A 24,397-nucleotide genomic window follows, 5' to 3' on the forward strand; every position below is an offset into this window, starting at 1 on the left:
CCTCAGTTCAGAGGTAGATCGACGCCAACCGGCGCACCGCCGCCGTCACCTGCTCCCGCAGCTCCCCGGGCTCCAGCACCTCGACCTCACCGCCCAGCCGCAGCAACATCCCGGTCGCGTGCGCGATCGACTCGATCGGGATCGTCACCACGAAGCAGCCGTCGTCCTGCACGACGGACTCCTCCGCCGCCCGCGCCACGACCGGCAGCACGTGCGACGCGAACGCCTCCCAGCCGGCGGGCGACAGCCTGATCACCGCCGACCCCGTGTACTGCCGTGCCTGGAAGTCCTCCAGCGACGCCGCCCAGTGAGCCGCGAGGTCGAACCCCTCCGGCCGCACGAACGACTCCTCCGACACGGAGGCCGCCTGGATCTGCGAGACCCGGTACGTGGAGATCCGCGTCGAGCCCTGCGCGACCAGGTACCAGCGCCCCGCCTTCAGCACGAGGCCCAACGGACGCAGCACACGCGTCACGTCCTCGGGCGCGCGCCACCGCCGGTAGCTGACCTCCAGCAGCCGCTCCCGCCACACCGCGTCGGCCACGACCCCCAGGAACGGCGAGCGCTCCGCGTCGTAGTACCAGGCGGGCGCGTCGAGGTGGAACCGCGTGGCCATCCGCGAGGCCCGGTCGCGCATCGGCGACGGCAACGCCGCCATCAGCTTGAGCTGCGTCGCCGCGACGGCGTCCCCGAGGCCCAGCTCCGCCGCCGGCCCCGGCAGCCCGGCCAGGAACAGCGACTCCGCTTCCTGCTCGGTCAGGCCGGTCAGCCGGGTGCGGTAGCCGTCGAGCAGCTGGTAGCCCCCGGACGGGCCCGCGTCGCCGTACAGCGGCACCCCGGCCGCGTGCAGCGACTCCACGTCCCGGTAGATCGTGCGGACCGACACCTCCAGCTCGTCGGCCAGCGCCTGCGCCGTCATGCGCCCCTTGCTCTGCAGCAGGAGCAGCAACGACACCAATCGACTCGCGCGCACGCGGCACACACTGACACACCCTGTCAGGGTTAGCTCATACGTTCGACCCATGGCTTTCTACGAGAAGCAGCTGGCGGTCAGGGAACCGCTGGTCGTCGCCGGCAGACACGTCAAGCGCTACGAGGTGGTCACCCCGGGCTTGGAGATCAACGACGACATCCGCGACGCCGCCTACGCGTTCCTGCCGCGGATCTACCCGGACTTCGAGGACCCGACCCCGCCCGCCACCGTCACGGTCCTGCACCGCAGCGCGGCCGGCATGTACCTCAACGCCTACAACTGGGTCTGGGACAACGTCCTGCACTGCCGCACCGCCGTGTCCGGCGACCAGCCGTTCCTCGGCTCGACCGACCCCGACCTCACGCACTTCACCGTCATCCCGAAGGACCTCATCGGCTGCGTCTGGGAGCTCCCGCCGCTGGCCCACGAACGCACGGCATGGGTGCGACACGTGCTGGAACCGGACACGCCGGACTTCGAGGGCTACCTCGGCGACGTCATGGCCGAAGGGCTCGTGGGCCGATGAGCGAGGAGTGGCAGGGGGCTGCTTCCCGCTGAAAACAGGTGGACGGCGGCGTTAGGTTCGCAGGCATGACCACTCCGGAATCCGTCGTGCGCGCGCTGGCCGAACCCACGAGACTGCGGGCGTTCGCCGCCGTCGTCCTCGGCGCGGGCACCCTGGCCGACGTCGCCGCCGCCTCCGGGCTGAAGGTCAAGGACGCCGGCACCGCGCTGCGCAAGCTCCGCGAGGCCGGGCTGGTCGAAGGTGAACCGGCCCGGCCCGCCGACCTCAAACCGCTCGCGGCGACGCTCACCGAGGCGATGCCCGCCGACGGGCTCGCCCCGTTCGTCCGCAGCGACAAGCTCATCTCGCTGCCGGTCGCCCACGAACGCCGCCGCAAGATCCTCGAACACGTCGCCGCGCACGCCTTCACCGCGCGCACCTACTACGAGGAGAAGGAGATCAACGAGCGGCTCGCGGCGTGGTGCGACGGGGGAGAGGTCGACCACGTCACCATCCGCCGTTACCTCGTCGACCTCGGCCTGCTCGAGCGAGGCGGCGGCCTGTACCAGGCTCAACCCCTGCCGATGTAAGGCATCGCCGTCGCCATCACGGTCATCGGGATTCCTCTGTGGATACCCCGGCCTCCAGGCCGGGGAGCAACGGACCCTGCGGAGCAGGACGAGGACGGTTTCGCCTCCAGGGCGAAAGACCGTCGTCTGATTCCCAGGTTGGGCAGTTGGTGGAGCGGCTTGTAGAGTTGTCGCGTCTGGTCGGCGACAGTCAAGTTGGCCGGGCCTACCGCCGGGCTGGTGGGATGTCAGGTCTGTGGAGCTCGTGTAGGACCGTGGGCGGTGCACCGTCCCTTGCTGGTAATCCAGGCGGCATCGGGCTGCGAAGCAGAAAACTCGACCCGCGAGGGAAGAATCTTCCCGCTTGAGCTGGGAGAGAGGTCAACCCGGCGTTGTTGAACAACACGTCGACACGGCCGATGTGTCGCGCGACGACCGAGTCCTCACGCGACACATCGGCCGGCCCCCCGAGCGCCCAGTCCGGGACTCCCGCTGCGGGGGCGGGCCGCGCGTCCTCGCGCCGGCCCGCCAGCGCCACCTGGAACCCCGCCGCCAGCAGGGTTCGCGCCGCCGCGCGCCCCACCCCGGAACCCGCTCCCGTCACGACCGCGACTGCCATCGGTGATCTCCCCTCGATCCAGCGATTGCCTGAAGTGTCCCGTGTGGAGTACCTACAGGTGTGGAGTGCGAAGAGGACACCTGCCTGCTGTGCGCGGGGTCCGGAACCATGTCGTGGCAGCAACCCGTTCCCGGTCCGCAAGGCCTTGTGCTGCACGAGATGTCGCATCCGTGCCCGCGCGGGTGCTCCGGCTGGTGGAAGCTCCCGCACGGGGAAAGCAGAGGCATCGTCGCAGGCAATGTCGCACGCGCCAACGAGATTCCGGCCGGACCGCCCTCCCAGGCCTGATCACCGAGCGTGAACGATGGGGATCACCCATTATTGCCAGGAGGGTCCCTGCTTGGCGGATGCGGCCACTTGGAGTAGAAGCGGACACTGTTCTTCTGTGAAGGAGTGCAGCCGTTGCCTTGGTTCCGGGCTCAACGAGGACCGGTCCGCCTGCCGGGTCTGCGGAGGCCTGGGGCAGGTTCCGGACCGATAGCTGTCGCAGGGCCTATTTCTTCGTCATCAAGGTCGGGCCGAGGATCCGGCGGGCCAACCGCCGGGTCAGCGACTTGGGCTTGGCCGCCGCCGCGGGAGTGGCCGCGGGCGCAGCCGCCGGAGCAGGTGCTGGTGGAGTGGCCACCGCGGGTGCGGGCGTCACCGGGGACACCCCCGGAATCGTCGCCGCGTCCTGCTCCGGGATCGTGATCTTCGCGAACACCTGGGTCTCCGCCTCGACATTGCCGGGCTGCTTCTGCTCGATCGGCACGGCGAAGATCTTGCCATCGGCGCCATTCACGCCTCGAATGAGGGGCGGCTCCCTCCCGGCCGGGTGACGCGCGTCACGCAGCACACTGCCCTGTGACGGCCCCAGGCGGAGTGTGATGACTGAGACGACCGAGCGCGCGAACGTCGGGCCGCCCGACACGCGGCTCTGGGAACAGATCGCGAAAGGCGACCACGCCGCGTTCACCGAGCTGTTCGAACGCCACGCCGAAGCGGTCTGGAACTACGCCTACCGCCTGACCGCGTCCTGGTCACAGGCCGAGGACCTGCTCTCCGCGACGTTCCTGACGGCGTGGCGCAAGCGCGGCGACGCCCAGCTGGTGCGCGACTCGGCGCTGCCGTGGCTCTACGCGGTGACCGCGAACCGCGCCCGCACCGAATGGCGGGCCTCGCGCAGAGCCCTGCGGCTGGTCACGAAGCTGACCCCGCAGGACGAACGCGACCACGCCGACGAGGTCGCCGCCCGCACCGACGCCCAGCGCCGGCTGGTCCAGGTGGTGGCCGCCATCGCGAAGCTGCCCGCCTCCGAACGCGAGATCGCCCAGCTCTGCCTGCTCGGCGACGTGTCCACCGCCGACGCCGCCGCGCTCCTCGGCATCGCCGAGTCGAGCGTGCGCGCCCGCGTCTCCCGCACCCGCGCCCGGCTGCGCGACCTGACCCCCGAGGACAACGGATGATCGACCAGCTGCCCGAACACCGCCCCATGCCCGACGACGTCCGCCTGCGGGCCCGCCGGAGGCTGTCGGAGGGCATGAGTCCGGCCGCCCGCACCGGCAGGCCGGTCCTGATCGCCGCCGGCGTCGGCGTGCTCGCCGCCGGAGCGGTCTTCGCGAGCCAGGCCCTCCTCGGCGGTTCGGCCGATCCGGCGGCCCCGCCGATGCAGTACAACGGCGAGTTCGTCGGCAAGGACCGCAAGCTCGTCAACCACGTCGAGACCGGCAAGGTCGCCCCGGACGCGCTGGCCCGTTGCGCCGCCGCCGCGAAGGAACACCCGCCCGCAGAGCAGTGGCAGCCGATGGCGACCAGCGCCAAGAACGGCACGGTCCTCACCGCGTTCCGCGTTCCGGCCGGCGTGTTCTTCTGCGCGAACACCGCCACCACCACGACGATCTCCGTGCCGAACCCGGCCGTGGTCGAGGGCCGGCGTCAGGTGGAGATCCTGTTCACCACGCCGAGCGGCACGATGGCGGGCCTGGTCTCGCCGGACGTCAGGTTCCTGAGCCTGTCCCAGATCGCCGACGCCGGCCAGAGCAGCGCGATGCCCGCGCTGGTGGACGGCCTGTTCCTGGAGCCCAGCGGGTTCCCCAAGGCGGAAAACGGCACGAAAGCACTGGTCAACGGCGAGGAGTCGGCCGTGCGGGGCGTGCCGAAGCCCACCGCGTCCGTCGTCGACCGGCCGCAGCCGCCCGCCGCCCGGGACACGCCGGAAGCCGCGCGGTTCGGCGCCTGCCTGAAGAACCGGGCCGTCCCGGACCCCGACCAGTTCGCTCACGGCCTCACCGCGAAGGTCAGCGCCACCGACACGATCATCACCGGCCGCTTCGGCGACCTGCTGCTCTACTGCCGCGAGGCGGACCACGACCCGACGCCCGGCACGGTGTTCGACCTCGACGACCTGACGGAGATCCGCGGCAGGACCGTCGCGGCGATGTCGGCGTTCTACGACTTCAAGCCGTACAAGGTCAACGAGCAGGGCGAGTACTACGACGGCGGCAGCACCAGCGCCGCGGCGGTCGGCTTGATCCTCGACCCGCGCGCGGCGTCGATCACCTACACCAGCCCCGGTGCCGCGGACGTGCCCGCGACGATGGGCAACGGCACGTTCGTGCTGGCGGCACGCCTGCTCGACCGGCACCCCGACGCCCGCGTCGTCGTGCGGGACGCCGCCGGGAACGTCCTGGAGACGATCACGCCGCAGACCCCCTCGTAGACAGGTCGAAAGCGGTGGACGGCCGCGTCAGGATCTCCTTGTGGACACCGAACGCCTGACGTTGCGACCCCTCGGCCGATCCGACGTGGACGCAGTGCGCGCGCTGCACGCCGACCCCGAGGTCATGCGGTACCTCGACCCTGCACCGGTCGAGAACTACCTCGGCGACGGCTTCCACGCGGCCGTCGAGAAGGCGACCGGCCGGTTCATCGGCTGGTTCGAGTTCCAGGGCACGACCGAGGCCGAGCTCGGCTACCGGCTGCACCGCGCGTTCTGGGGCCTCGGCTACGCCACCGAGGGCGGGAGGGCGCTGATCGAGCGAGGCTTCACCGCGGGCGGTGTCCAGCGGGTCGTCGCCACGACGATGTTCGTCAACGGCGGATCGCGGCGTGTGATGGAGAAGTGCGGGCTGCGGCACGTCCGCACCTTCCACGTCGACTTCCCCGATCCGCTGCCCGGCGCGGAACACGGCGAGGTCGAGTACGCGCTGACAAAGGAGGAATGGCAGCGGACGCGCCGATGAGAAACCTGAGAATTCTCAGGAAACGGGGAATCGCAGGTCATCACGCTTACCAGGAGGGAGCTGAGTCACACCAGCTCAACTCCGGGAACAAAGGCGGTGCCACGTTCGTAATACCAGGTGTAGGGATCGCAATTCGGAGGTGTTGGAAATGACCACAGCGACTCCGTTCGCCACGGGAACGAATTCCACGGGCGTCAACGCACTGCCCACTCCGCCCACCGGCTGGCCCATCGGTTCCTACGGGACCTACGAAGAGGCCCAGCGGGCCGTGGACCACCTGGCCGACAACGACTTCCCGGTCGCGGACGTCACCATTGTGGGCGTCGAGCCGATGATCGTCGAACGCGTCACGGGTCGTCTGACCTGGGGCCGCGTCCTCGGCGCGGGAGCCGCGTCCGGTGCATGGTTCGGTCTGTTCGTCGGTCTGCTGCTGGGCCTGTTCTCGACCGGCGGCGCGCTCGCCCCGATCGTCACGGGCCTCGTCGTCGGTACGGTCTTCGGCCTGGCCAGCGCCGCCACCCGGTACGCCGCCACGCGCGGCCGCCGCGACTTCGCCTCGGTCACCCAGCTCGTGGCCGGCCGCTACGACGTGCTCAGCCACCCGCGCAACGCCGAACGCGGCAAGGAGATGCTGACCGCGCTCGCCTGGCGCTCCTGAACCAGCTCCCACCACGAGGAAACGCCGTCCCGATCTTCGGGGCGGCGTTTCCGCTTTACTGGTCGCGTGGAGAACTTGGGGGAGTCGCTCTGGTGGCGCGCCGTGCTGCTGGCGGCAGGATTCATCGTGAACGTGCTGTCCGTGGACACCGGCCTGTTCGGACTGGTGCCGATCGTCCTGTGGATCATTGTCGCCTGTTCGTGGCGGACTGGGCTCGTGGTCGGCCTGCTCCTGGTGACCCTGTTGGCGTGGTTCGTGCTGCCGCGTGCGATGGAACTGCCCGGCCGGTGGGTGCCCTCGGCGTTGGAGCTCTACTGGCTTCACCCGATGATCGCGGCGATCGTGATCGCCGTCGGTCTGCTCGTCGAACGGCGCCTGCTCATCGGCGTCCTCTGGCTGCCCGCCATGATCGTTGCAGGGATGGCGATCGCCGTGTTCCTGGACATCGAAGCGAGCATGCCCGGCGACGAGGGCGTGGTGTCGGCCGCGTCCGGGCTGGAGGTGGCCGAGGAGGGCAGCCGCTGCGGCTCCGGCCATGGCGCCAACTGTGCGCGAGAGCTGACCGCGACCGGAGACCGCGCCGCCGAGGTGGTTCGCGCGGGACTCGCGTCGGGCGGGTTCACCTCTCGGCCGCCGTTGGCCACCGACGAGCGCATGTGCAGGCAGACCGGACTCGTTCTGGTCCACGAGGTGTGTGCGGAGCTCCGCCCCACGTCCCCGACCAGCGTCCGGGTGCTCTGGTACGTCAACCGGTCCGCTGCTTGAGCTTCATTTCCGTAGGCCATACGGTATTGTTTCCGTATGGCCTACGGAAATGGGGTGGACGGATGGCCGCCGAACGCAGCGGCGGGGGAGACCCGGCCAGGACGCTCGCACTGCTCTGGCGCACGCCGCAGGAGCCGAAGCCGGTCGGCAGGAAACCCAAGGTGAGCGTCGACCAGATCGTCACCGCGGCGATCGCGGTGGCCGACCGCGAGGGGCTCGGCGCGATGTCGATGGCCCGCGTCGCGCAGGAACTGGGCGTCGGCACGATGTCGCTCTACACGCACGTGCCCGGCAAGGCCGAGTTGATCGACCTCATGGCCGACGCGGTGCTGCAGGAGCGCGACCTCGTGCCCGAGGGCACCTGGCGTGAGCGCGTCCAGCACTACGCCGACCGCACGCGTGCGGTCTACCAGGCGCATCCGTGGATGCGGGACGTGTCGATGGTGCGGCCGCCGCTCGGTCCTGGACTCATGGACGGCCAGGAGTTCGTGCTGGCCGCACTCGCCGACTCCGGACTGGAACCGCGGCAGGTGACCGTCGCGCACGTGGCGGTCGAGGGCTTCGTGCACGGCGCCGCGGCATCCGAAGTGGACGATCAACAACTCGCCGCGACGACCGGTGAGTCGGGCGACTCCTGGTGGGGCGCACGGCAGGTGTTCTGGGACGACTACTTCGACGTCGAGCGCTACCCGGCGATGACGGCGCTGTGGAACGCCGGCGCCTACGACACCGAGGGCACGCTCGCCGAGAACATGCACCGCTCGTGGAACTACGGACTCGACAGGTTGCTGGACGGCATCGAAGGGGGCATGCGATGACGACGCTGGTCACCGGCGCGACGGGCAACGTCGGCAGGTTGGTGGTGCGGGGGCTCGGCGGTCACGTCCGGGCCATCACCCGCGACCCGGCCAAGGCCGCCTTCCCCACGCACGTGGAGACGGTGAAGGCGGACCTCGACGACCCGGACAGCATCCCGTTCGACGGCGTCGACAAGCTCTACCTGTTCGCGCACCCGCCGACCGCACAGGAGGTGGTCGACCGCGCCGTGCGGGCCGGTGTCCGCCGGATCGTCACCCTGTCCTCGGGCGCGGTGACCTACGGCTACGACACCAGCCACCACCTGCCGGTCGAGCAGGCCGTCGAGGCGTCCGGCGTCGAGTGGACCCACCTGCGGCCGGGCGAGTTCGCGGTCAACAAGATCGACCTCTGGGGACCGTCGATCCGCGAGGACGGCACGATCGTGCACCCCGAACCGGACGCGTACGGGCAGCCGATCCACGAGGCCGACATCGCCGACGTGGCGATCAAGGTCCTGCAGGAGGACGGCCACGCGGGCCAGGCCTACAACCTGTCCGGCCCGCCGCAGATCACCCAGCGGGACATGGCACGCGACATCGGTGCCGCGATCGGGCGCTCGTTGACGTTCCGCGACGTCACCGTGGAGGAGGCGCTCGCCTACTACGTGAGCGTCGGCTGGCCCGAGGAGATCGCGCGCTACGTCCTCGGCATCGCCGGTTACGAGGGCGGCGACCCCGACGACTTCGCCGACTACGAGTTCGTCGTGTCGCCCGACTACGAGAAGCTCACCGGCAGGCCCTACCGGACGTTCGCCCAGTGGGCCCGCGACCACGCGGCCGACTTCACCGCACGATGACCTGATCGGACGCTGATCATCGCGTCGATTCCGGCACCTCCTCGTTCGACGTCCTGGCAGACGGCGAACGAGGAGGTCCGGTGCGGTTCATGGTGTTCGTCAGGAGCGCGATCCCGTTGACGGCACTGCACGGGGACGCGCTGGCGCGCGCGAGCGTGTTGCTCGACGCCGGTGACCTCGTCCCGGACGCGTGCGGGGTCTCCGGGTACTGGCTGATCGACGTGCGCGACCGCGAGGAGGCCGTCGAGCGGATGAAGCGCATCGCCCTCCCCGCGTGCGTCGTGGAAATACGTCAGGTCGCTGTGGTGTGATTCCCCCATGGGGGTCAGCTCGGTGCACCGCACCATCGACGCGGTCTGGCGGATGGAGTCGGCGAAGGTCATCTCCGCCCTGGCCCGGTACACCCGCGACGTCGGACTCGCCGAGGAGATGGCCCAGGACGCCCTGGTCGCGGCCCTGGAGCAGTGGCCGGCCGAAGGAGTGCCGAAGAACCCCGGCGCGTGGCTGATGACCACGGCGAAGCGCCGGTCGATCGACCAGATCCGCCGGCGCGAGAACCTCAACCGCAAGGTGGAGGAGATCGGCCGCGAAGTCCAGGAGACCACGCCGGACGCCAGCGAGGGCATTGACGACGAGATCGGCGACGACCTGCTGAGCCTCATGTTCACCGCCTGCCACCCGGTCCTCGGCACCGAGGCCCGCGTCGCGCTCACGCTGAAGATGCTGGGCGGCCTCAAGACCGAGGAGATCGCCCGCGCGTTCCTGGTCAGCGACACGACCGTGGCCCAGCGCATCGTGCGCGCCAAGAAGGCGCTCGCCGACGCCGGGGTGCCGTTCGAGGTCCCCGAGGGGCCCGAGCTCGCCACCCGGCTCGCCAGCGTCCTGGAGGTCATCTACCTGATCTTCAACGAGGGCTACTCCGCCACCCAGGGCGACGACTGGCTGCGACCCGAGCTGTGCGCGGAAGCGTTGCGGCTCGGCCGCGTGCTCGCCGAGCTCGCGCCCAAGGAGGCCGAGGTCCACGGCCTGGTCGCGCTGATGGAGATCCAGGCCTCCCGCACGAAGGCCCGCACCGGCCCCGGCGGCGAACCCGTGCTGCTGCTCGACCAGGACCGGGGCCGCTGGGACTGGCTGCTCATCGGCCGTGGTCTCAAAGCCCTCGAACGCGCCGAGGCCCTCAACCAGCCACCCGGCCCGTACTACGTGCAGGCCGCCCTCGCCGCGTGCCACGCTCGTGCGCGCAGGGCGGAAGACACCGACTGGCAACGCATCGCCACCCTCTACCAGGTGCTGGCGAGCATCTCGCCGTCGCCGATCGTCGAGCTCAACCGCGCCGTGGCGTTGTCGATGGCCTTCGGGCCCGCCGCCGGTCTCGCGCTGGTCGACGAGATCGCGGGCGAGAAGGCGTTGCAGGGCTACCACCTGCTGCCCAGCGTGCGCGGCGACTTCCTGGCGAAGCTCGGGCGCAACGCCGAGGCCAAGGCGGAGTTCGAGAAGGCGGCCGCGCTCACCCGCAACGAACGCGAGCGCACCCTGCTGCTCGAACGCGCCGCCGCCTGTTAGGTCAGCGCGAGCTTCGCGCCCAGCGCGACGAACGAGGCCGCGAAGAACCGCCGCAGCCACACCATCACCCGAGGCCGCGCCAGCACCCGGTCGCGCATCGACGCCGCGAACACGCCGTAAACGGCGAACACCAGGAACGTCAGCGCCATGAACACCGCGCTCAGCGTCAGCATCTGCCCGAACCCGGTGGCGAACTGCGGCAGGAACGCCACGAAGAAGATCGTCAGCTTCGGGTTGAGCAGGTTGATCAGCACCGCCGACACCACGACCTTGCGCGCCGACGCCGGTGCCGCCGCGGTGTCCACGACCAGTTCGCTCCTGTCCCGCAACGTCGACCACGCCAGGTAGACGAGGTACGCGACGCCCAGGTACTTCACGATCTCGAACGCCAGCGCGCTCGCGTGCAGCAACGCCGCCAGCCCCGTCACGGTCGCCAGCACGTGCGGCACGATCCCCAGCGTGCAGCCGAACGCGGCGATCACGCTCGCCTTCCGTCCGTGCGCGAGACCGGCGGACAGCGTGTACAGCACACCGGTGCCGGGGGTGGCGACGGCGATCAACGTCGTGATCAGGAATGCGAGGCTCATGCCGGTGACTCTGCCGCGCAACCGGTCCAGTTGACAGAGCCACAAACCGCCCTTGAAGTTGGACCACTTCCGGTGTCGAGAACCCGGCCGCGGCTCCGTCCCAGGGGCATGACCATCAAGAGCATGCACCACGTCGGAATGACCGTCACCGACCTCGCGGCCACCGTCGCGTTCTTCGAGGCACTGGGCATGGAGCTGGAGGGCAAGGCGCACATGGAGGGCGAGTTCGTCGACGGCGTCGTCGGACTCGACGGCTCCAGCAGCGACATCGCCATGATGAAGACCCCGGACGACCGGTACCGGATCGAGTTCAGCCAGTTCCAGGCCCCGCGCAGCATCGACGGCGGTTCCCGCGCGCCGATCCACGCCCTGGGTCTGCGGCACGTCGCGTTCGTCGTCGACGACCTCGACGACACCCTCGCCCGCCTCGAACCGCACGGCGCCGAGCTGGTCAAGAACGTCGAGACGTACGAGGACGTGCTGCGGACCTGCTACGTCCGCGGCCCCGAGGGCGTCCTCGTCGAGCTGTGCCAGTACTTCAGGTGAGCGCCCGCGCGTACGCCGTGGGGGAGACACCGATGGTCTGCGTGAAGTCCCGGACCAGGTGGGCCTGGTCGCTGTAGCCGAGGTCGGCGGCCAGATGCGCCCACTCGACGTCCGACTCGGCCCGTTCCAGCGCCTCGTGGATGCGGTACCGCAGGATGACCCACTTCGGGCTCACCCCGACGTAGTCCGCGAACAGCCGCTGCATCGTGCGCACCGCCACGCCGCAGTCCCGCGCGAAGTCCGCCACCCGCCGGATCTCCCGGTCGTCCCGGATCCGTTGGACCAGCTCCATCGCGAGCGTCGCCTGGGCATCGGCCACGGGTCCGAGCCCCAGCAGGAACGCGTCGAGCGCGGCCACCCGCTCGTCCTCGTCCTCGACGTCCAGCACCAGCGACGACGGGACGTCGAGCCGCACGTGCCGCCCGGTCCACTCCGACACCGGCTCGGGCCGGAACGGCCGGAACCCGCCGGGCCGGAACTGCACGCCCGCCACCCGGATCCGCCCGTCGAGCACCCGGCGGAACAGCCCGAGCCCCACGCCCGCGATCTCCGGCTGGGCGAAACCGCGTTCGAAGACGACGTTCACGGACGGGTGCGGCACGACGTGCGCGGTGTACGGCTCGTCCAGCTGTCCGTCGATCAGCCAGTAGTGCTCCAGGTACGGCCGCAGCTCGGCGCACGGCATCCGGCGGCGGAACCGCACGCGGGCGAACAGCTCGCGCGCGTCCACGATTCCCCGAGTGTCCCGGCGCGGCCCCTGCACAGCGCGAATCCTAGGTTGGCGCGTTTCTTCAAGAGGGACCAGACGCCCGGAAATAGGCTCGGAACCATGAAGCTCAGCGTTCTGCTCGACCGAGCACGTGACCACGCACTGCCCGTCGTCGTCGGCATCACCGACGACGACCTGTCCAAGCCCACCCCGTGCGCCGACTACGACGTCCGCGCCCTGCTCGACCACCTGCTGCACGTCGTCGTGGAGTTCCAGAAGCTCGCCGCGAAGCAGGACGCCGACTTCAGCCACACCCCGTCCTACCCGGACTGGCGCACCCGGTACCCGGCCGAGACGGCGAAGCTCGTCGAGGCCTGGGCTCAGCCCGGCGCGACCGACGGCATCTCCGGCAGCATGCAGATGCCCGCGTCGACGGTCGGCGGACTGGCGCTGCTCGACCTCACCGTCCACGCGTCCGACCTCGCCCAGGCCACCGGCCAGCGCTTCGAGCCCGACCCCGAGGTGTTCGCCGAGGTCGCCGATCTCGTCTCCCAGATGGGACCGATGGCCGTCGAGTGGAAGGTCTTCAAGGAACCCGCCGAGGCACCGGCCGACGCGTCGCCGTTCGAGCGGCTGCTGGCCACCACCGGCCGCGACCCGCGTTGGAGTGCTTGACTGGCGCCATGCTGACGATCGGGATGCTGGGCGGGATGAGCTGGGAGAGCAGCGCGGAGTACTACCGTCTCGCGAACGTGCTCGTACGGGAACGGCTCGGCGGGCTGCACTCGGCGAAGGTCGTGCTGCACTCCGTCGACTTCGCCGAGGTCGAGCGCATGCAGGTCGAGGGCCGGTGGGACGACGCGGGCAAGGCGCTCGCCGAGGCCGCGGCGCAGGTCCAGGCGGGCGGAGCCGACTTCCTGCTGATCTGCACCAACACCATGCACAAGGTGTTCGACCAGGTCCAAGCCTCCGTCGACATCCCGGTCATCCACCTCGGCGACACGACGGCCCGGGCGATCAAGCAGGCCGGCCTCACCACCGTCGGCCTGCTCGGCACCGGCTTCACCATGGACCAGCCGTTCTACCGCGAACGCCTCGAGTCCCACGGCCTGGAAGTCCTGCTGCCGTCCCCCGAGGACCGCGCGACCGTGCACCGGATCATCTACGACGAGCTGTGCGTCGGCGTCGTCCGCGACGAGTCCCGCCGTGCCTATCAAGACGTGATCGCACGGTTCGAAGGCGCGCAGGGCGTGATCCTCGGCTGCACCGAGATCGAGCTGCTGATCACCCAGGCTGACGTGCTGCTTCCCGTTTTCCCGACCACCCGCCTGCACGTCGAGGCGGCCGTCGAACGGGCGATCCAGACAACTCTGTGAACAACTGATGTGATCCAGGCCGCAACGCGGCCACTCTGCGAGCTGTCTTAGTCACTGAGGGCTATTCCTTCTTCAGTGAACTAGGGGAGTTCGCGTTGAAACGATCACACATCGCCGCAGGGCTCACGGCTGTCGTGGTTGCCGCCACGGCAGCCGTTCCCGTTTCAGCGGCACCGCAGGACCAGCAGGTGCGTGCCGACGGGCTGACCACGAAGGTCACGCTCATCACCGGTGACGAGGTCGTCGTCCACAACGGCAAGGTCCAGGCCAAGGGCGCCAAGGGCAGGGAGGACGTCGGGTTCCGCTCGTTCAAGGACCCGCGCGGCGACCTGCACGTCGTTCCGCTCGACGCCCAGGCACGGCTCAACTCCGGCGAGCTCGACGAGCGGCTGTTCGACGTCTCGCTGCTGCACAGATCCGGCTACGACGACGCGGCCAGCAAGACGATCCCGCTGATCGTGCAGGGGCAGGGGATCAGCGCGGCGAACGCCGAGTCGTTGCCGAGCATCGGCGCGCGGGCGATCACGGTCGGCAAGGACGGCTCGTTCTGGGCCGGCGCTCGGGCGGCGGGCACCGGCAGGATCTGGCTCGACGGCAAGGTCACCGCGTCACTGGACCGCAGCGCCGCGCAGGTCGGTGCGCCCCAGGCGTGGGAGAAGGGCTTCACCGGCAAGGACGTCACCGTCGCCATCCTCGACACCGGCGTCGACGAGACCCACCCGGACCTCGCGGGCGCCGTCGTGGAGTCGAAGAACTTCTCCGACAGCGACACCACCGACGACCGGCTCGGCCACGGCACGCACGTCGCGTCCACCGTCACCGGCGACGGCAAGTACAAGGGCATCGCCCCCGACGCGAAGCTCATCAACGGCAAGGTGCTCGGCGACTACGGCGGCGGCCGCGAAAGCGACATCATCGCCGGCATGGAGTGGGCCGCGGCCAAGGCCAAGATCGTCAACATGAGCCTCGGCAGCTCGTGGCCCGACGAGGGCACCGACCCGATGTCGCTCGCGCTCAACCGCATCACCGAGCAGACCGGCGCGCTGTTCGTCGTCGCCGCGGGCAACTCCGGCGGCACCATCGGCTCACCCGCGTCCGCCGACGCAGCCCTCACCGTCGGCGCCGTGAACCGCGACGACACCCTCGCTGAGTTCTCCTCCCGCGGCCCGCGCTGGGTGAACAACGCCGTCAAGCCCGACATCACCGCGCCGGGCGTCGACATCGTGGCCGCGAAGGCCAAGAACGGCCAGATCGGCACGCCCGTGGGCGACGGGCACGTCGCGCTCTCCGGCACGTCGATGGCCACCCCGCACGTGGCGGGAGCCGCGGCGATCCTCGCGGCGAAGAACCCGGCGTGGAAGGCGGAGGACATCAAGGCGGCGCTCATGAACAGCGCCAAGCCCAACCCGTCGCTCACCATCTACGACCAGGGTGCCGGACGTCTCGACGTCGGCCGTGCCGTGTCCGCCGGGGTCTCCACCAACCACGGCAGCCTCACGCTGGGCACCGCGCAGTGGCCGCACGACGACGACAAGCCCATCACGCAGAAACTGACCTACCGCAACAACGGCACCTCCGTCGTGACGGTCGACCTCAGCGTCGCCGAGGTGAAGCCCGCCGCGTCCGGCCTGTTCAGCGTCTCGCCCGCGAAGCTCACCATCCCCGCCGGCGGCACGGCCGACGCCAAGGTCACCGCCGACACCAAGGCCGCCGTCGCGGACGGCATCTACGGCGCGGTGGTCCTGTCCTCCGACGGCGTGCGAGTGCCCGTCGGCGTCGTGAAGGAGGTCGAGAGCTACGACGTGAAGCTCACGTTCCTCGACCACAACGGCGCGGCGACGCAGTACTACGACTACCGGTTCGTCAACCTCGACCAGGCCCAGGCCTACTTCCGCCACGACCCGTCCGGCACGCTCGTGCAGCGCCTGCCCAAGGGCAAGTTCTTCCTCGACGGCACGATCAGCACGCGTGACCCCGACCCGACCAAGGGCGGCCTGATCACCACGCTGACCGAACCGGCGCTGGAGGTCACCGGCGACACCGAGATCGTGTTCGACGCGCGGCAGGGCACCCAGCCGGTGATCGCGGTCGAGCAGAAAGAGGCCAAGCCGGTGTCCGCGGGCCTCGGCTTCCTGATGCAGGCCAACTGGGGCGCGACCGGCGGAACCTGGTACCTCAACAGCTTCGACTCGATCCGCGTCCGCCCGTCGAAGACGTCGTGGCCGAAGTTCGAGTTCTACGCCGAGTCCGTGCTCGCCAGGCCCGACGGCAACGGCACGTTCGACGGCAGCCCGTACCAGTACCACGTGCGGATCACCGAGAAGACCCGCGTGCCGGCGGACGTCCAGCGTTCGGTGAAGGACCGCGAACTGGCCCGCGTCAACTCCGTCACGCACGCCCGCGTGCCGGGCTCGATCGGCCAGCGCGACAACGGCGCCTCCGGCCCGCTGCCGTTGCGGCTCAAGGAGTTCTACACGCCGGGCGTCGAGTGGTCCGGCGGTCTGACCGAGTTCGCGAAGCTCGGCGAGTGGCCCAGCCTCGGCTCGCAGTTCTCGGTCGCACCGCGCGTGTTCAAGCTCGGCCGCGCCACGACCGAGCACTGGAACAGCGCCGTCTACGGCCCAGGCGTGCCGCACGCGCCGGGAACCGTGCGCTTCGCCGGACGCGTCGGCAACCTGCTGCGCCTCGACCTGCCCGTGCACAGCGCGCAGGGCATGTACGGGTACTCCGCGTCGACCACCGGCCGCACCACCGTCACGATGGACGGCAAGGTCATCTCCGACCAGCCGGAGGCCGGGTACGCCTACCTCCCGAACGTGCCGGCGGAGAGGAAGCGCTACACCGTCCACACCGAGGCGACCCGGGACTCGTTCTCGTCGCAGGTGACCGCGGACTGGTCGTTCCACTCGGAGAACGTGCCCGGCGACCTGTACGAGTCGGTGCCGCTGCTGGCGGTCCGGTTCGCGCCCGCGCTGGACGAGAACAACAAGGCCGGTCGCGTCGTCACCGTGCCGATCACGGTGGAGCGCAACGGAACGGGCCCCGTCACCGACATCAAGGCACCGGCGGTGCAGGTGTCCTACGACGAGGGCAAGACGTGGAAGCCGGTGCCGCTGCGCAAGACGCGGGCGGGCTGGCAGGTCACGCTGATCCACCCGCACGGGGCCAAGAACGTGTCGTTCAAGGCTCGGGCGGCGGACGCGGGCGGTGACGTCCAGCAGACGATCATCCGCGCGTACGACCTGAGGTGACCGCGTGTGGGGCCGGGCTTCTCGCCCGGCCCCACACCGGTTCATGTCGGTTGCCCGACTTCGTACTCGCCGTCGAACGACTTGACGACGATCTTGACGGACTTCGTCCTGCCGCCGATCCGGACCGTGCAGAAGAACGAGGTCTCCGGAGCAACCACCTGGCCACCGGGACACGACGCCAGGCCGACGTCCGAGATCTTGTACTCGTCCTCGAGGACCTGAACCACGCCGCGTTCGACGGCGTCGGGCACGAACACCCGAAGACCAGCGGGCGCAGGGGTCGTCACGGTCACCTTGGACACCACGGTGACCGTGTGCTGCGCAGGCACAGCTGTCCCTGTTGTGACAGACGAACAAGCTGCGGTACCAGCTCCGACCAGCAGGCCGAGTCCGAGAACCACGCAGCGGGAACGCATGCCGACCAGATCGAAGCCGACAGAGATCCCGTTACTTCTGGTACGGCGCCAACGTGTCCGCGTCCACGTCGGGCGCGCCCATCACCGGGTGCACCTCGATCGGCTGGTTGAGCAGCTTCCCGCCCGGCCCGGGGCACGCCGAGGCCTTCTGGGCGATCTCCAGCAGCCGTTCCCGGCTGGCGACGTCGACCACCCAGTACCCGGCGATGACCTCCTTGGACTCCGCGAACGGACCGTCGACCACGACCGGTCCGTCGTCGCTGCCCCGCACCACGAACGCCCGCGCGGGACCGCTCAGCCCCTCGGACTGCAGCAACTCACCGGACGCACGAAGCTCGGCGTCCAGGTCGCGCATGTAGGCGATCATGCGGTGCATGTCCTCGTCGGACCAGGCGGCGAGACCCTCCCACTCCTCCTGGCTGCCGCCGTAGCTGACCAGCATGTACTTCACTTCCACTCCCCACCGGTAGCGCGAGCCTTGATCTCCTGCACGGCCCAGCTGTTGCCGTCCGGGTCGTCGAAGAAGATGAACGACCCGCCGTCCGCCTCGTTCATGCGCACGATCTCGCCGACCTCGACGCCGCGCTCGACGAGCTGAGTGCGGGCCTTCTCCAGGTCCGACACGACGAGTTGCACGCCCTTCAACGTCCCCGGCTCGCCCTTGACGATGCCCTTGCCCATGACGATCGAGCAGCCGGAGCCGGGCGGGGTGAGCTGCAGGACGCGCGTGTCCTCGTTGAACGTCGTGTCGTGGTCGACCTTGAAACCGAGCTGCTCCTCGTAGAAGCGCTTCGAACGGTCGAGGTCCGACACCGGTACGACGATGACTTCCAGGGTCCAGTCCATGTCATTCCTCTCAGCGGCTGCCTTGCACGCATCCGTCGAAGCGCTCAGAGACTTTTCGACATGGGGTCCCTGCCCACATACCCGAGCAGCCTGTCCTGCAGCGGAGCGTCGCCGGGCACCGGGATCTCGGCGCCGTAGACCTCGATGCCGGGACCGAACGCGCCGGGCGTGCGGAAGCGTTCCATCAGGTCGGCGGGCACCGACGTCGCCGTCGCCCAGAGGCGTTCCACGTCGGCCGCCGGGATCGTCTCGTCCTGGCCGGTGGCGCGGGCCAGGTCCCAGCCGTGCAGCACCAGGTCGTCGCTGACGACCTGGTCGACGTGGTCCTCCAGCGCCATCGGGCCGGCGGGCGTGGAGACCTCGTCGTGCGCGCGGTCGGAGTCCAGGGCTTGCTGGACCTGGCTCCGGGCCTCCCGGAAGTCCGTGAGCGGGTCCTCGGTGCGTGGGATCGGGTGGCCGAGCATCACGCCGTGCATCTCGATGACGTGGTCCACGACCTCCAGCGCCGTCCACTGCGCACACGGCGAGGGGTTGTCCCACTGGTCTGGTTCCACCTGGGCGACCTTCGCTTCGAAGGCGTCCGCGCGGGCCCGGTATCTGGCTGAGATCGAAGTCTCGGGGGTCATGGCCTCACTCCTCGACGGCGCCGCCGATCTTGCGCAGGTGTTCGCGGAACGTCAGACCGCTCTCCAGGTACTCGCCGAACCGCAGCTGGCCGCGCAGGGACTCACCCTGCCGCACGCGGTCCGCCTGCGCTCGTTCGACGTCCCGGATGCCGCGCGCCTTCTCGATGAGCGCGCCTGCCTCGGACGCCGGCACGAACAGCACGCCGTCGTCGTCGCCGAACACGACGTCGTCGGAGGTGACGGTCCACTGCCCGATCTCGGCCGTCGAGAGGGCCTCCGGTGCGCGGTCGCGCAGGCTCAACGGCCCCGTCGGGTTCGCGCCGAGGCTGAACACCGGCAGCCCGATCGCCCTGATGTCCTGGGTGTCGCGGTGCAGCCCCCAGATGGCGACGCCCGCGAGGCCGGCCTTCTGCGCTTCGAGCACGATCAGGTCGCCCACGCAGGCCTCGTCGGTGCGGCCGTCGTTGTCGACGACGAGCACGTCACCGGGCTCGCTGCGTTCGACGGCCTCCAGGAAGACGTCGACGCTGCCCGCGTGCCGGGCGGGCAGCACGCGGCCGCCGGTCTTCGAGCCGGGGATGACCGGCGTCAGGGAGACGGTGCGGACCGGGATGTTGGCCCGGATGCACGCGTCGGCGAGGTGTGCGGTGGTGAGATCCAGAGTGGCGAGATCCATGGGCGCATTCTTACGCCGTGACCTTCTCCTCGGCGGCATCGGTGCGCAACACGCCCGCGGACAGCGCCGCGATCAGGCACAGCGCGACCGGGAGCAGGAACGCGATGTTGAGCGGCACGACGTGGGTCAGCCAGCCGATCACCGCCGGTCCGGCCAGCACGCCGAGGTAGCCCAGACCCGCGACGCGCGAGACGTTGGCGGCCGCGGCGCCCGGTTCTGCGTGGCCGGCGGCGCTGAACAGCTGCGGCACCGTGCCCGACAGGCCGATCCCGGCGATCGCCCAGCCCACCAGGGCCAGCCAGATCCACGGCGACAGCGCGGCCGTCGCGATGCCGGCGGCACCGATGACCGAGCCCCAGCGCAGCACCGCCATCGGACCGATCTTCGCGGTGACCCGGTCCGCGAGCAGCCGTCCGACGGTCATCGTCGTGGCGAACGCGCCGTAGGCGAGCGCGGCGATCTGCGGGGCCGCGCCTAGGACGTCCTGCAGGTGCAGCACGCTCCAGTCGTTCGCGGCGCCCTCGCTCAGCATCACCAGCAGGGCGAGCACCGCCATGATCCAGATCCGCCGCGGAGCCCTGCGCCTGCCGGTCTGCTCGGTGGCGTGCTGCGCCTCCTTCTCGTCGAGCAGGAACCGGGCGGTCACGAGGCTGACGACGACGCCGAGTACGGCCGCGGCACCGAGGGTCGTGGCGGGGGAGAGCTCCCAGCTCAGCGTGCGGGCACCGGTCAGCGCGGCGGCCACACCGCCGAGCGACCACGTGGCGTGGAACGCCGACATCACCGGGCGCTGGTAGTGCCGCTCCACCACCACGGCGTGCGCGTTCATGCTGACGTCGATCAGGCCGTTGCCGATGCCGAAGATGAGCAGCGCCGCGCCGAGCGTCCACTGGTTGACCGCCGCACCGGGCAAGAACGCCGTCACGCTGCACACGACACCGGCGAGCGGCACGACCAGCTTCACGCCCACGCGGTCGGTGAACTTGCCGCCCAGGCGCATGCCGATGAACGCGCCCAGCCCGAGCAGGAGCAGCAACCGGCCGAGCTCGGCGTGCGATATGCCCGTGCGGTCCTCGACCGTCGGGATGTGCACGAGCCACAGCCCGAGCAGGAACCCGTTGAGGGCGAAGTACGTGAAGGTGGCGACCCGCGCGGCCTTGAGAGCGTTCACTTGCGTCACGCTAACGAACGATTCGAATGTTCGAAAGATTGAGTTTCGAACATCACTGATGTTCAATCACGACCGTGTCCCGACTGAAGCAGATCACCGAGGCAGTCCGCGACGCCGGGTCGCTCGGTGTGGCGGACCTGGCGTCGCTCACCGGCGCCTCCGAGATGACCATCCGCCGCGACCTGGAGGTCCTCGCAGCTCAGGGCGTTCTCGAACGCTACCGCGGGGGCGCGAGGAGTCTGCTGCTGCGCGGTTCCGAACCCCCGTTCGCGCTGCGCTCGGACGACAACACGGCCGCCAAGCGCCGCATCGCCGCCGCCGTGGCGGCCCTGATCGCGGACGGCGAGTCGGTCGTCCTGGACAGCGGCACCACGTGCCTCGAGGTGGCCCGCCTGCTGCACGACCGGCGCCTGACCGTCATGCCGTTGTCGCTGCACGCCGTGAACGCCCTGTCTTCTTCTTCCACCCTGACGTTGCTCGTCCCCGGCGGCCGCCCACGCCCCGGCGAGCTGGCGCTCACCGGCCCGCTGGCCCTGGCGTCGCTGCAGGCGTTGCGCTTCGACACCGCGGTCATCGGCTGCTGCGGCCTCTCCGCAGAACACGGCCTGACCGCCTTCGACCTGGAGGACGCCTCGGTGAAACGAGCCGCCATCACCTCGGCCCGCCGCGTCATCGCCGCCGTCGACGCCTCCAAGCTGACCCGCACGGCCCTGGCCCACGTCGTCCCGGTGTCGGCTTTGGACGCCGTCGTCACCGACGCGGAGGGCGACGACGGCCTGACCGCCGCGGGCGTCGCGGTGGTGACGGCATGATCGTGCTGTTCGACATGTTCGGCGTGATCGCCCGCGACCAGTCGCCCGAGGTCATGGCCACGATGAGCACCGAGCCGGAGTTCTGGGACGCCTACTGGGCCCACCGTCCCGCCTACGACCGCGGTGACGTGACCGCCGACGAGTACTGGGCCCTCGTGGGCCACCCGCCGCTGGTCGAGAAGGACGTGGCCAGCTGGAACCGCGTCGACTACGAGATGGTCGCGCTGCTGCACGAACTGCACAACGCGGGCCGGCGCATCGCCCTGCTGTCCAACATCCCCGAGGACCACGCCCGGAACTTCGAGCGCACCTACGCGTGGCTCGACCTGTTCGAGCTGCGCGCGTTCTCGTGCCGGATCGGCCACGCCAAGCCCGACCGCGCGGCCTTCGAGTGGTGCCGTGACGCGCTGGGTGGCGACGACATCCTGTTCGTGGACGACCGGCTGGAGAACGTGCGGGCCGCGGAGCTGACCGGGATGCGTGGCCACCACTTCACGGGGATCGACGGGCTGCGCGCGCTGCTCGGTGCTGTCAAAGACGTCTAGGCCTGTCAGCGGATCGGATACCCGGTCGCCACGACCTGGTCGGCGACGGCGGCCAGGGTGGTCGCGGGGTTGAGCGCGGTCACGACGTCCTCGGTCAACGGCTGCCCGGCGTAGACGTGCCGCACCGCGCCGAGGTCGACCGGCATCTCGTAGTAGTCCTGCGCCCAGTCCTGAAAGGCCTCGGGCGTGCGGTCGGTCAGCAGGGCGAACAGCCAGTCGGCCCCGTCCTCGTCGCCGTCGGGGAAGGCGATGTCCCCGTGCCGCCAGGCGGTGTCGCCGTGCTCACGCCACAGGCACACCGTGACGGACGGCGTGCCGAACTCGTCGGAGAACGCCGGTTCCTCCACGCACTCCCGGAACACGTCCGGCACGGAGTCGAGCACACCGGGCCACGGCTCGCCGTCATCGGTGGCGTAGGGGCTCATCGGCGACTCGTGGTCGAAACCGCGCACGTACGCCCCGGCGGCCGTGAACGTGACGGAGTACTCGTTGCCCGAGCCGTCGTCCATGGACGCCAGTTCCTCACCAGGCACCCAAGCCGTGTCGAAGTCGTGGTGGCGGTCGTCGCTGTCGGGATCGAGCACGACGTCCAGCACGGCCAGCGCACGGCACAGCGCACGCAGTTCCGGAATGGCGGGCAGCAGGCGGGCGACGTCGTAGGCGGTCACACCGGTATCCAAGCAGGGCCCCGGCCTGACGTTCTCCGCGAACGCAGGCCGGGCCCTTGCCGCTAGACGAGCGACGACCAGTAGAACCAGAACGCCTGCAGCACGCCGCCCGCGATCACCAGGTACCACAGGATCAGCACGACGCTGTGGAGCTGGAACGTCGGCCTGATGTTGCGCAGCGTCGTGTACCAGAAGATCGGGATCGTCACCGCCCACACGACCACGCAGTACGGGCAGAGCGCGCCGATCTCGTACAGCGACTGGAAGATCAGCCAGTGCACGAACAGCACGCCGAACGTCACGCCGACCTGCAGCCCGATCCACACCCACGACGGCAGCGAGACCCCGGCCAGCAGCAGCACGCCCAGGGTCATCACCACCGCGAAGCCCGCGATGCCGAGCAGCGGGTTGGGGAACCCGAACAGCTCGGCCTGCGCGGTCTTCATGATCGAGCCGCAGCTCAGCACCGGGTTGATGCTGCACGTCGGCACGTAGAACGGGTCCTTGAGCAGCGCGATCTTCTCGATCGTCAGCACGAACGACGCGAGCAGGCCGACGAACCCGCCGACCGCGAGGACCCAGGCGACGATCCGGTTCACGAACGCACCTTCTCGATCGCGGCCTTCAGCGCGTCGTAGGTGGGCGCGCCGGTGAACTTGGTGCCGTTGATGAAGAACGTCGGCGTGCCGGTGACGCCGGCCTTGCTGCCCTCGGCGCGCTGGGCGAGCACGCGGTCGCGCAGCGCCGGGTCGTCCAGCGCCTTGTCGAACGCGGCCTGGTCGAGGCCGAGCTCCTGGGCGAAGCCGGTGAACACCGCGCGCTGCGAGGTCTGCTGACCACCCCACTCCTGCTGCGCGTCGAACATCACCCGGAACATCTCGTCCCGCTTGCCCTGCGCGCCCGCGGCCTCGACCGCGACGGCGGCCAGTTCGGCGTTGCGGTGGCTGGGAATGGGGAAGTGCCGCACGTCGAACGTCACGCGCTCGCCGTACTCGGTCTTCAACCTCTCCACGCTGGGGAAGGCGGCGCGGCACGACGGGCATTCGAGGTCGAGGTACTCGACGACGGTCACCTTGCCGTCGGCGGACGGGGGTGCCGCGGTGGTGTCGTTGCGGCTGAACAGGAGGAAACCGGCGACCACGACCGCCACGACGGCGACGATGATCAGGGACAGACGAGCATTCTTGGACATGGCAGAACTCCACGTGTGGCGAAGGAAGACGGACCCGCGGAACGGGTTCGGTCTAGGCGCGCAGCACGCAGAGCTGCGTCAGCCGCACTTCCAGCCGGCGTGAAGGAGGGGACAGGACAGCGGGCAGGCGCGTCAGGAGCACCTGGAACGAGCCGGAGCGCCGCAGCACGGCGAACCCGATCAGCACGGCGAGCGCCACCACCAGGCAGGCTCCGGCGACGAGGATGCCCTCGATCAGCCCGCCGTCTTCGGTAGGTGTGGAGTGGGCGACCGCGTGGGTGCTCGACGTCGGGCACTGGGCGGTCCAGGCGAACTCCGCCTCGCACGGCGTGCCCTGCATCATCGCGATCCCGGCGACCAGCGCGAGCACGGCGAGGACCCGCGCGAGATACGCGCGGGTTCGCGAGCTGCGGGTGCCTGGCACGTGATCCAGGGTAGCGATGTCGCGC

General features: G+C 70.0%; 32 protein-coding genes. 17 read left to right on the forward strand and 15 right to left on the reverse strand.

Features of this window, described 5'->3' with window-relative positions; translation table 11 throughout:
- Positions 1 to 7: 7 nt before the first annotated feature.
- The gene (locus tag ORI60_RS18170) at positions 8 to 973 is read right to left on the reverse strand and encodes a helix-turn-helix transcriptional regulator (RefSeq protein WP_266038636.1); all 966 of its coding nucleotides are present in this window, start codon (positions 971 to 973) and stop codon (positions 8 to 10) included.
- A 49-nt stretch (positions 974 to 1,022) separates the two neighbouring features.
- Between ORI60_RS18170 and ORI60_RS18175 the strand changes: the two genes are divergently transcribed.
- Positions 1,023 to 1,499: a hypothetical protein gene (locus ORI60_RS18175; RefSeq protein WP_266038637.1), complete on the forward strand. Its 477-nt coding sequence runs from the start codon at positions 1,023 to 1,025 to the stop codon at positions 1,497 to 1,499.
- A 65-nt stretch (positions 1,500 to 1,564) separates the two neighbouring features.
- The gene (locus tag ORI60_RS18180) at positions 1,565 to 2,068 is read left to right on the forward strand and encodes a DUF2087 domain-containing protein (RefSeq protein ID WP_266038639.1); all 504 of its coding nucleotides are present in this window, start codon (positions 1,565 to 1,567) and stop codon (positions 2,066 to 2,068) included.
- A 205-nt stretch (positions 2,069 to 2,273) separates the two neighbouring features.
- Here ORI60_RS18180 and ORI60_RS18185 read toward each other — a convergent pair whose 3' ends face one another.
- Positions 2,274 to 2,834, reverse strand: a complete 561-nt coding sequence (locus ORI60_RS18185) for an SDR family NAD(P)-dependent oxidoreductase (protein WP_323055922.1) — start codon at positions 2,832 to 2,834, stop codon at positions 2,274 to 2,276.
- 325 nt (positions 2,835 to 3,159) lie between these two features.
- Positions 3,160 to 3,447, reverse strand: a complete 288-nt coding sequence (locus ORI60_RS18190; protein WP_266038643.1) for a hypothetical protein — start codon at positions 3,445 to 3,447, stop codon at positions 3,160 to 3,162.
- An 85-nt stretch (positions 3,448 to 3,532) separates the two neighbouring features.
- On the opposite strand from ORI60_RS18190, the gene ORI60_RS18195 reads away from it, so the two are divergent.
- The 9 genes from ORI60_RS18195 (at position 3,533) to ORI60_RS18235 (ending at position 10,527) form a co-directional block, all read left to right on the forward strand.
- Positions 3,533 to 4,111, forward strand: coding sequence for an RNA polymerase sigma factor (locus ORI60_RS18195; protein ID WP_266038645.1), 579 nt, complete (start codon positions 3,533 to 3,535; stop codon positions 4,109 to 4,111).
- On the forward strand, positions 4,108 to 5,364 hold the full coding sequence (locus ORI60_RS18200; protein WP_266038647.1) for a hypothetical protein: 1,257 nt from the start codon (positions 4,108 to 4,110) through the stop codon (positions 5,362 to 5,364). The genes ORI60_RS18195 and ORI60_RS18200 overlap by 4 nt, the downstream gene beginning before the upstream one ends.
- A 40-nt stretch (positions 5,365 to 5,404) precedes the next feature.
- Positions 5,405 to 5,887: a GNAT family N-acetyltransferase gene (locus tag ORI60_RS18205; RefSeq protein ID WP_266038649.1), complete on the forward strand. Its 483-nt coding sequence runs from the start codon at positions 5,405 to 5,407 to the stop codon at positions 5,885 to 5,887.
- 148 nt (positions 5,888 to 6,035) lie between these two features.
- Entirely contained in the window at positions 6,036 to 6,545 is a 510-nt protein-coding gene (locus ORI60_RS18210; RefSeq protein ID WP_266038651.1) for a general stress protein, read from the forward strand.
- Positions 6,546 to 6,611: 66 nt separating this feature from the next.
- Positions 6,612 to 7,310: a hypothetical protein gene (locus ORI60_RS18215; protein WP_266038653.1), complete on the forward strand. Its 699-nt coding sequence runs from the start codon at positions 6,612 to 6,614 to the stop codon at positions 7,308 to 7,310.
- 62 nt (positions 7,311 to 7,372) lie between these two features.
- Positions 7,373 to 8,128: a TetR/AcrR family transcriptional regulator gene (locus tag ORI60_RS18220; protein ID WP_266038655.1), complete on the forward strand. Its 756-nt coding sequence runs from the start codon at positions 7,373 to 7,375 to the stop codon at positions 8,126 to 8,128.
- On the forward strand, positions 8,125 to 8,964 hold the full coding sequence (locus ORI60_RS18225) for an NAD(P)H-binding protein (protein WP_266038656.1): 840 nt from the start codon (positions 8,125 to 8,127) through the stop codon (positions 8,962 to 8,964). Before ORI60_RS18220 ends, ORI60_RS18225 begins: the two co-directional genes overlap by 4 nt.
- 80 nt (positions 8,965 to 9,044) lie before the next feature.
- Positions 9,045 to 9,275 (forward strand): hypothetical protein, encoded by a 231-nt coding sequence (locus ORI60_RS18230; RefSeq protein WP_266038658.1) that lies wholly within the window; start codon positions 9,045 to 9,047, stop codon positions 9,273 to 9,275.
- Positions 9,276 to 9,282: 7 nt separating this feature from the next.
- A complete protein-coding gene (locus tag ORI60_RS18235) occupies positions 9,283 to 10,527 on the forward strand; it encodes an RNA polymerase sigma factor (protein ID WP_266038660.1) in 1,245 nt (414 codons plus the stop codon).
- Here ORI60_RS18235 and ORI60_RS18240 read toward each other — a convergent pair.
- The gene (locus ORI60_RS18240; protein WP_266038662.1) at positions 10,524 to 11,114 is read right to left on the reverse strand and encodes a LysE family translocator; all 591 of its coding nucleotides are present in this window, start codon (positions 11,112 to 11,114) and stop codon (positions 10,524 to 10,526) included. The two genes, ORI60_RS18235 and ORI60_RS18240, sit on opposite strands and share 4 nt — an antisense overlap.
- Positions 11,115 to 11,237: 123 nt before the next feature.
- On the opposite strand from ORI60_RS18240, the gene ORI60_RS18245 reads away from it, so the two are divergent.
- On the forward strand, positions 11,238 to 11,660 hold the full coding sequence (locus ORI60_RS18245) for a VOC family protein (protein WP_266038664.1): 423 nt from the start codon (positions 11,238 to 11,240) through the stop codon (positions 11,658 to 11,660).
- Here the strand turns inward: ORI60_RS18245 and ORI60_RS18250 are convergent.
- The gene (locus ORI60_RS18250; RefSeq protein ID WP_266038665.1) at positions 11,653 to 12,390 is read right to left on the reverse strand and encodes a helix-turn-helix domain-containing protein; all 738 of its coding nucleotides are present in this window, start codon (positions 12,388 to 12,390) and stop codon (positions 11,653 to 11,655) included. The two genes, ORI60_RS18245 and ORI60_RS18250, sit on opposite strands and share 8 nt — an antisense overlap.
- Positions 12,391 to 12,489: 99 nt before the next feature.
- On the opposite strand from ORI60_RS18250, the gene ORI60_RS18255 reads away from it, so the two are divergent.
- The 3 genes from ORI60_RS18255 (at position 12,490) to ORI60_RS18265 (ending at position 16,996) form a co-directional block, all read left to right on the forward strand.
- Positions 12,490 to 13,044 carry a TIGR03086 family metal-binding protein gene (locus tag ORI60_RS18255; protein ID WP_266038667.1) on the forward strand — a complete coding sequence of 185 codons (555 nt, stop codon included), beginning with the start codon at positions 12,490 to 12,492 and terminating at the stop codon, positions 13,042 to 13,044.
- Between the two features lie 8 nt (positions 13,045 to 13,052).
- Complete coding sequence (locus tag ORI60_RS18260; protein ID WP_266038668.1) at positions 13,053 to 13,745, forward strand: aspartate/glutamate racemase family protein; 693 nt, start codon at positions 13,053 to 13,055, stop codon at positions 13,743 to 13,745.
- A gap of 95 nt (positions 13,746 to 13,840) precedes the next feature.
- Entirely contained in the window at positions 13,841 to 16,996 is a 3,156-nt protein-coding gene (locus ORI60_RS18265; protein WP_266038669.1) for a S8 family serine peptidase, read from the forward strand.
- 41 nt (positions 16,997 to 17,037) lie between these two features.
- Here ORI60_RS18265 and ORI60_RS18270 read toward each other — a convergent pair whose 3' ends face one another.
- From ORI60_RS18270 to ORI60_RS18295, 6 genes are all read right to left on the reverse strand, one after another.
- The gene (locus tag ORI60_RS18270; protein WP_266038670.1) at positions 17,038 to 17,325 is read right to left on the reverse strand and encodes a DUF4333 domain-containing protein; all 288 of its coding nucleotides are present in this window, start codon (positions 17,323 to 17,325) and stop codon (positions 17,038 to 17,040) included.
- 118 nt (positions 17,326 to 17,443) lie between these two features.
- On the reverse strand, positions 17,444 to 17,854 hold the full coding sequence (locus ORI60_RS18275) for a YciI family protein (protein ID WP_266038901.1): 411 nt from the start codon (positions 17,852 to 17,854) through the stop codon (positions 17,444 to 17,446).
- Between the two features lie 5 nt (positions 17,855 to 17,859).
- Entirely contained in the window at positions 17,860 to 18,258 is a 399-nt protein-coding gene (locus ORI60_RS18280; RefSeq protein WP_266038671.1) for a VOC family protein, read from the reverse strand.
- A gap of 44 nt (positions 18,259 to 18,302) precedes the next feature.
- Positions 18,303 to 18,884, reverse strand: coding sequence for a TIGR03086 family metal-binding protein (locus tag ORI60_RS18285; protein ID WP_266038672.1), 582 nt, complete (start codon positions 18,882 to 18,884; stop codon positions 18,303 to 18,305).
- Between the two features lie 4 nt (positions 18,885 to 18,888).
- Complete coding sequence (locus ORI60_RS18290; protein WP_266038673.1) at positions 18,889 to 19,560, reverse strand: RraA family protein; 672 nt, start codon at positions 19,558 to 19,560, stop codon at positions 18,889 to 18,891.
- Between the two features lie 10 nt (positions 19,561 to 19,570).
- A complete protein-coding gene (locus ORI60_RS18295) occupies positions 19,571 to 20,731 on the reverse strand; it encodes an MFS transporter (protein WP_266038674.1) in 1,161 nt (386 codons plus the stop codon).
- 74 nt (positions 20,732 to 20,805) lie between these two features.
- On the opposite strand from ORI60_RS18295, the gene ORI60_RS18300 reads away from it, so the two are divergent.
- On the forward strand, positions 20,806 to 21,543 hold the full coding sequence (locus ORI60_RS18300; protein ID WP_266038675.1) for a DeoR/GlpR family DNA-binding transcription regulator: 738 nt from the start codon (positions 20,806 to 20,808) through the stop codon (positions 21,541 to 21,543).
- Positions 21,540 to 22,088, forward strand: coding sequence for an HAD family hydrolase (locus ORI60_RS18305; protein WP_266038676.1), 549 nt, complete (start codon positions 21,540 to 21,542; stop codon positions 22,086 to 22,088). Before ORI60_RS18300 ends, ORI60_RS18305 begins: the two co-directional genes overlap by 4 nt.
- A gap of 5 nt (positions 22,089 to 22,093) precedes the next feature.
- Here the strand turns inward: ORI60_RS18305 and ORI60_RS18310 are convergent, their stop codons facing one another.
- The 4 genes from ORI60_RS18310 to ORI60_RS18325 all read right to left on the reverse strand — a co-directional run bounded on the left by ORI60_RS18310 (position 22,094) and on the right by ORI60_RS18325 (position 24,372).
- Complete coding sequence (locus ORI60_RS18310; RefSeq protein WP_266038678.1) at positions 22,094 to 22,756, reverse strand: hypothetical protein; 663 nt, start codon at positions 22,754 to 22,756, stop codon at positions 22,094 to 22,096.
- Positions 22,757 to 22,818: 62 nt separating this feature from the next.
- The gene (locus ORI60_RS18315; protein ID WP_266038680.1) at positions 22,819 to 23,355 is read right to left on the reverse strand and encodes a vitamin K epoxide reductase family protein; all 537 of its coding nucleotides are present in this window, start codon (positions 23,353 to 23,355) and stop codon (positions 22,819 to 22,821) included.
- Entirely contained in the window at positions 23,352 to 23,948 is a 597-nt protein-coding gene (locus tag ORI60_RS18320) for a DsbA family protein (RefSeq protein WP_266038682.1), read from the reverse strand. The genes ORI60_RS18315 and ORI60_RS18320 overlap by 4 nt, the downstream gene beginning before the upstream one ends.
- A 52-nt stretch (positions 23,949 to 24,000) precedes the next feature.
- Entirely contained in the window at positions 24,001 to 24,372 is a 372-nt protein-coding gene (locus ORI60_RS18325; protein WP_266038683.1) for a hypothetical protein, read from the reverse strand.
- Between the last annotated feature and the right edge of the window lie 25 nt (positions 24,373 to 24,397).

Origin of the sequence: Lentzea sp. NEAU-D7, assembly GCF_026242055.1 — a bacterium.
Lineage (GTDB): Bacteria > Actinomycetota > Actinomycetes > Mycobacteriales > Pseudonocardiaceae > Lentzea.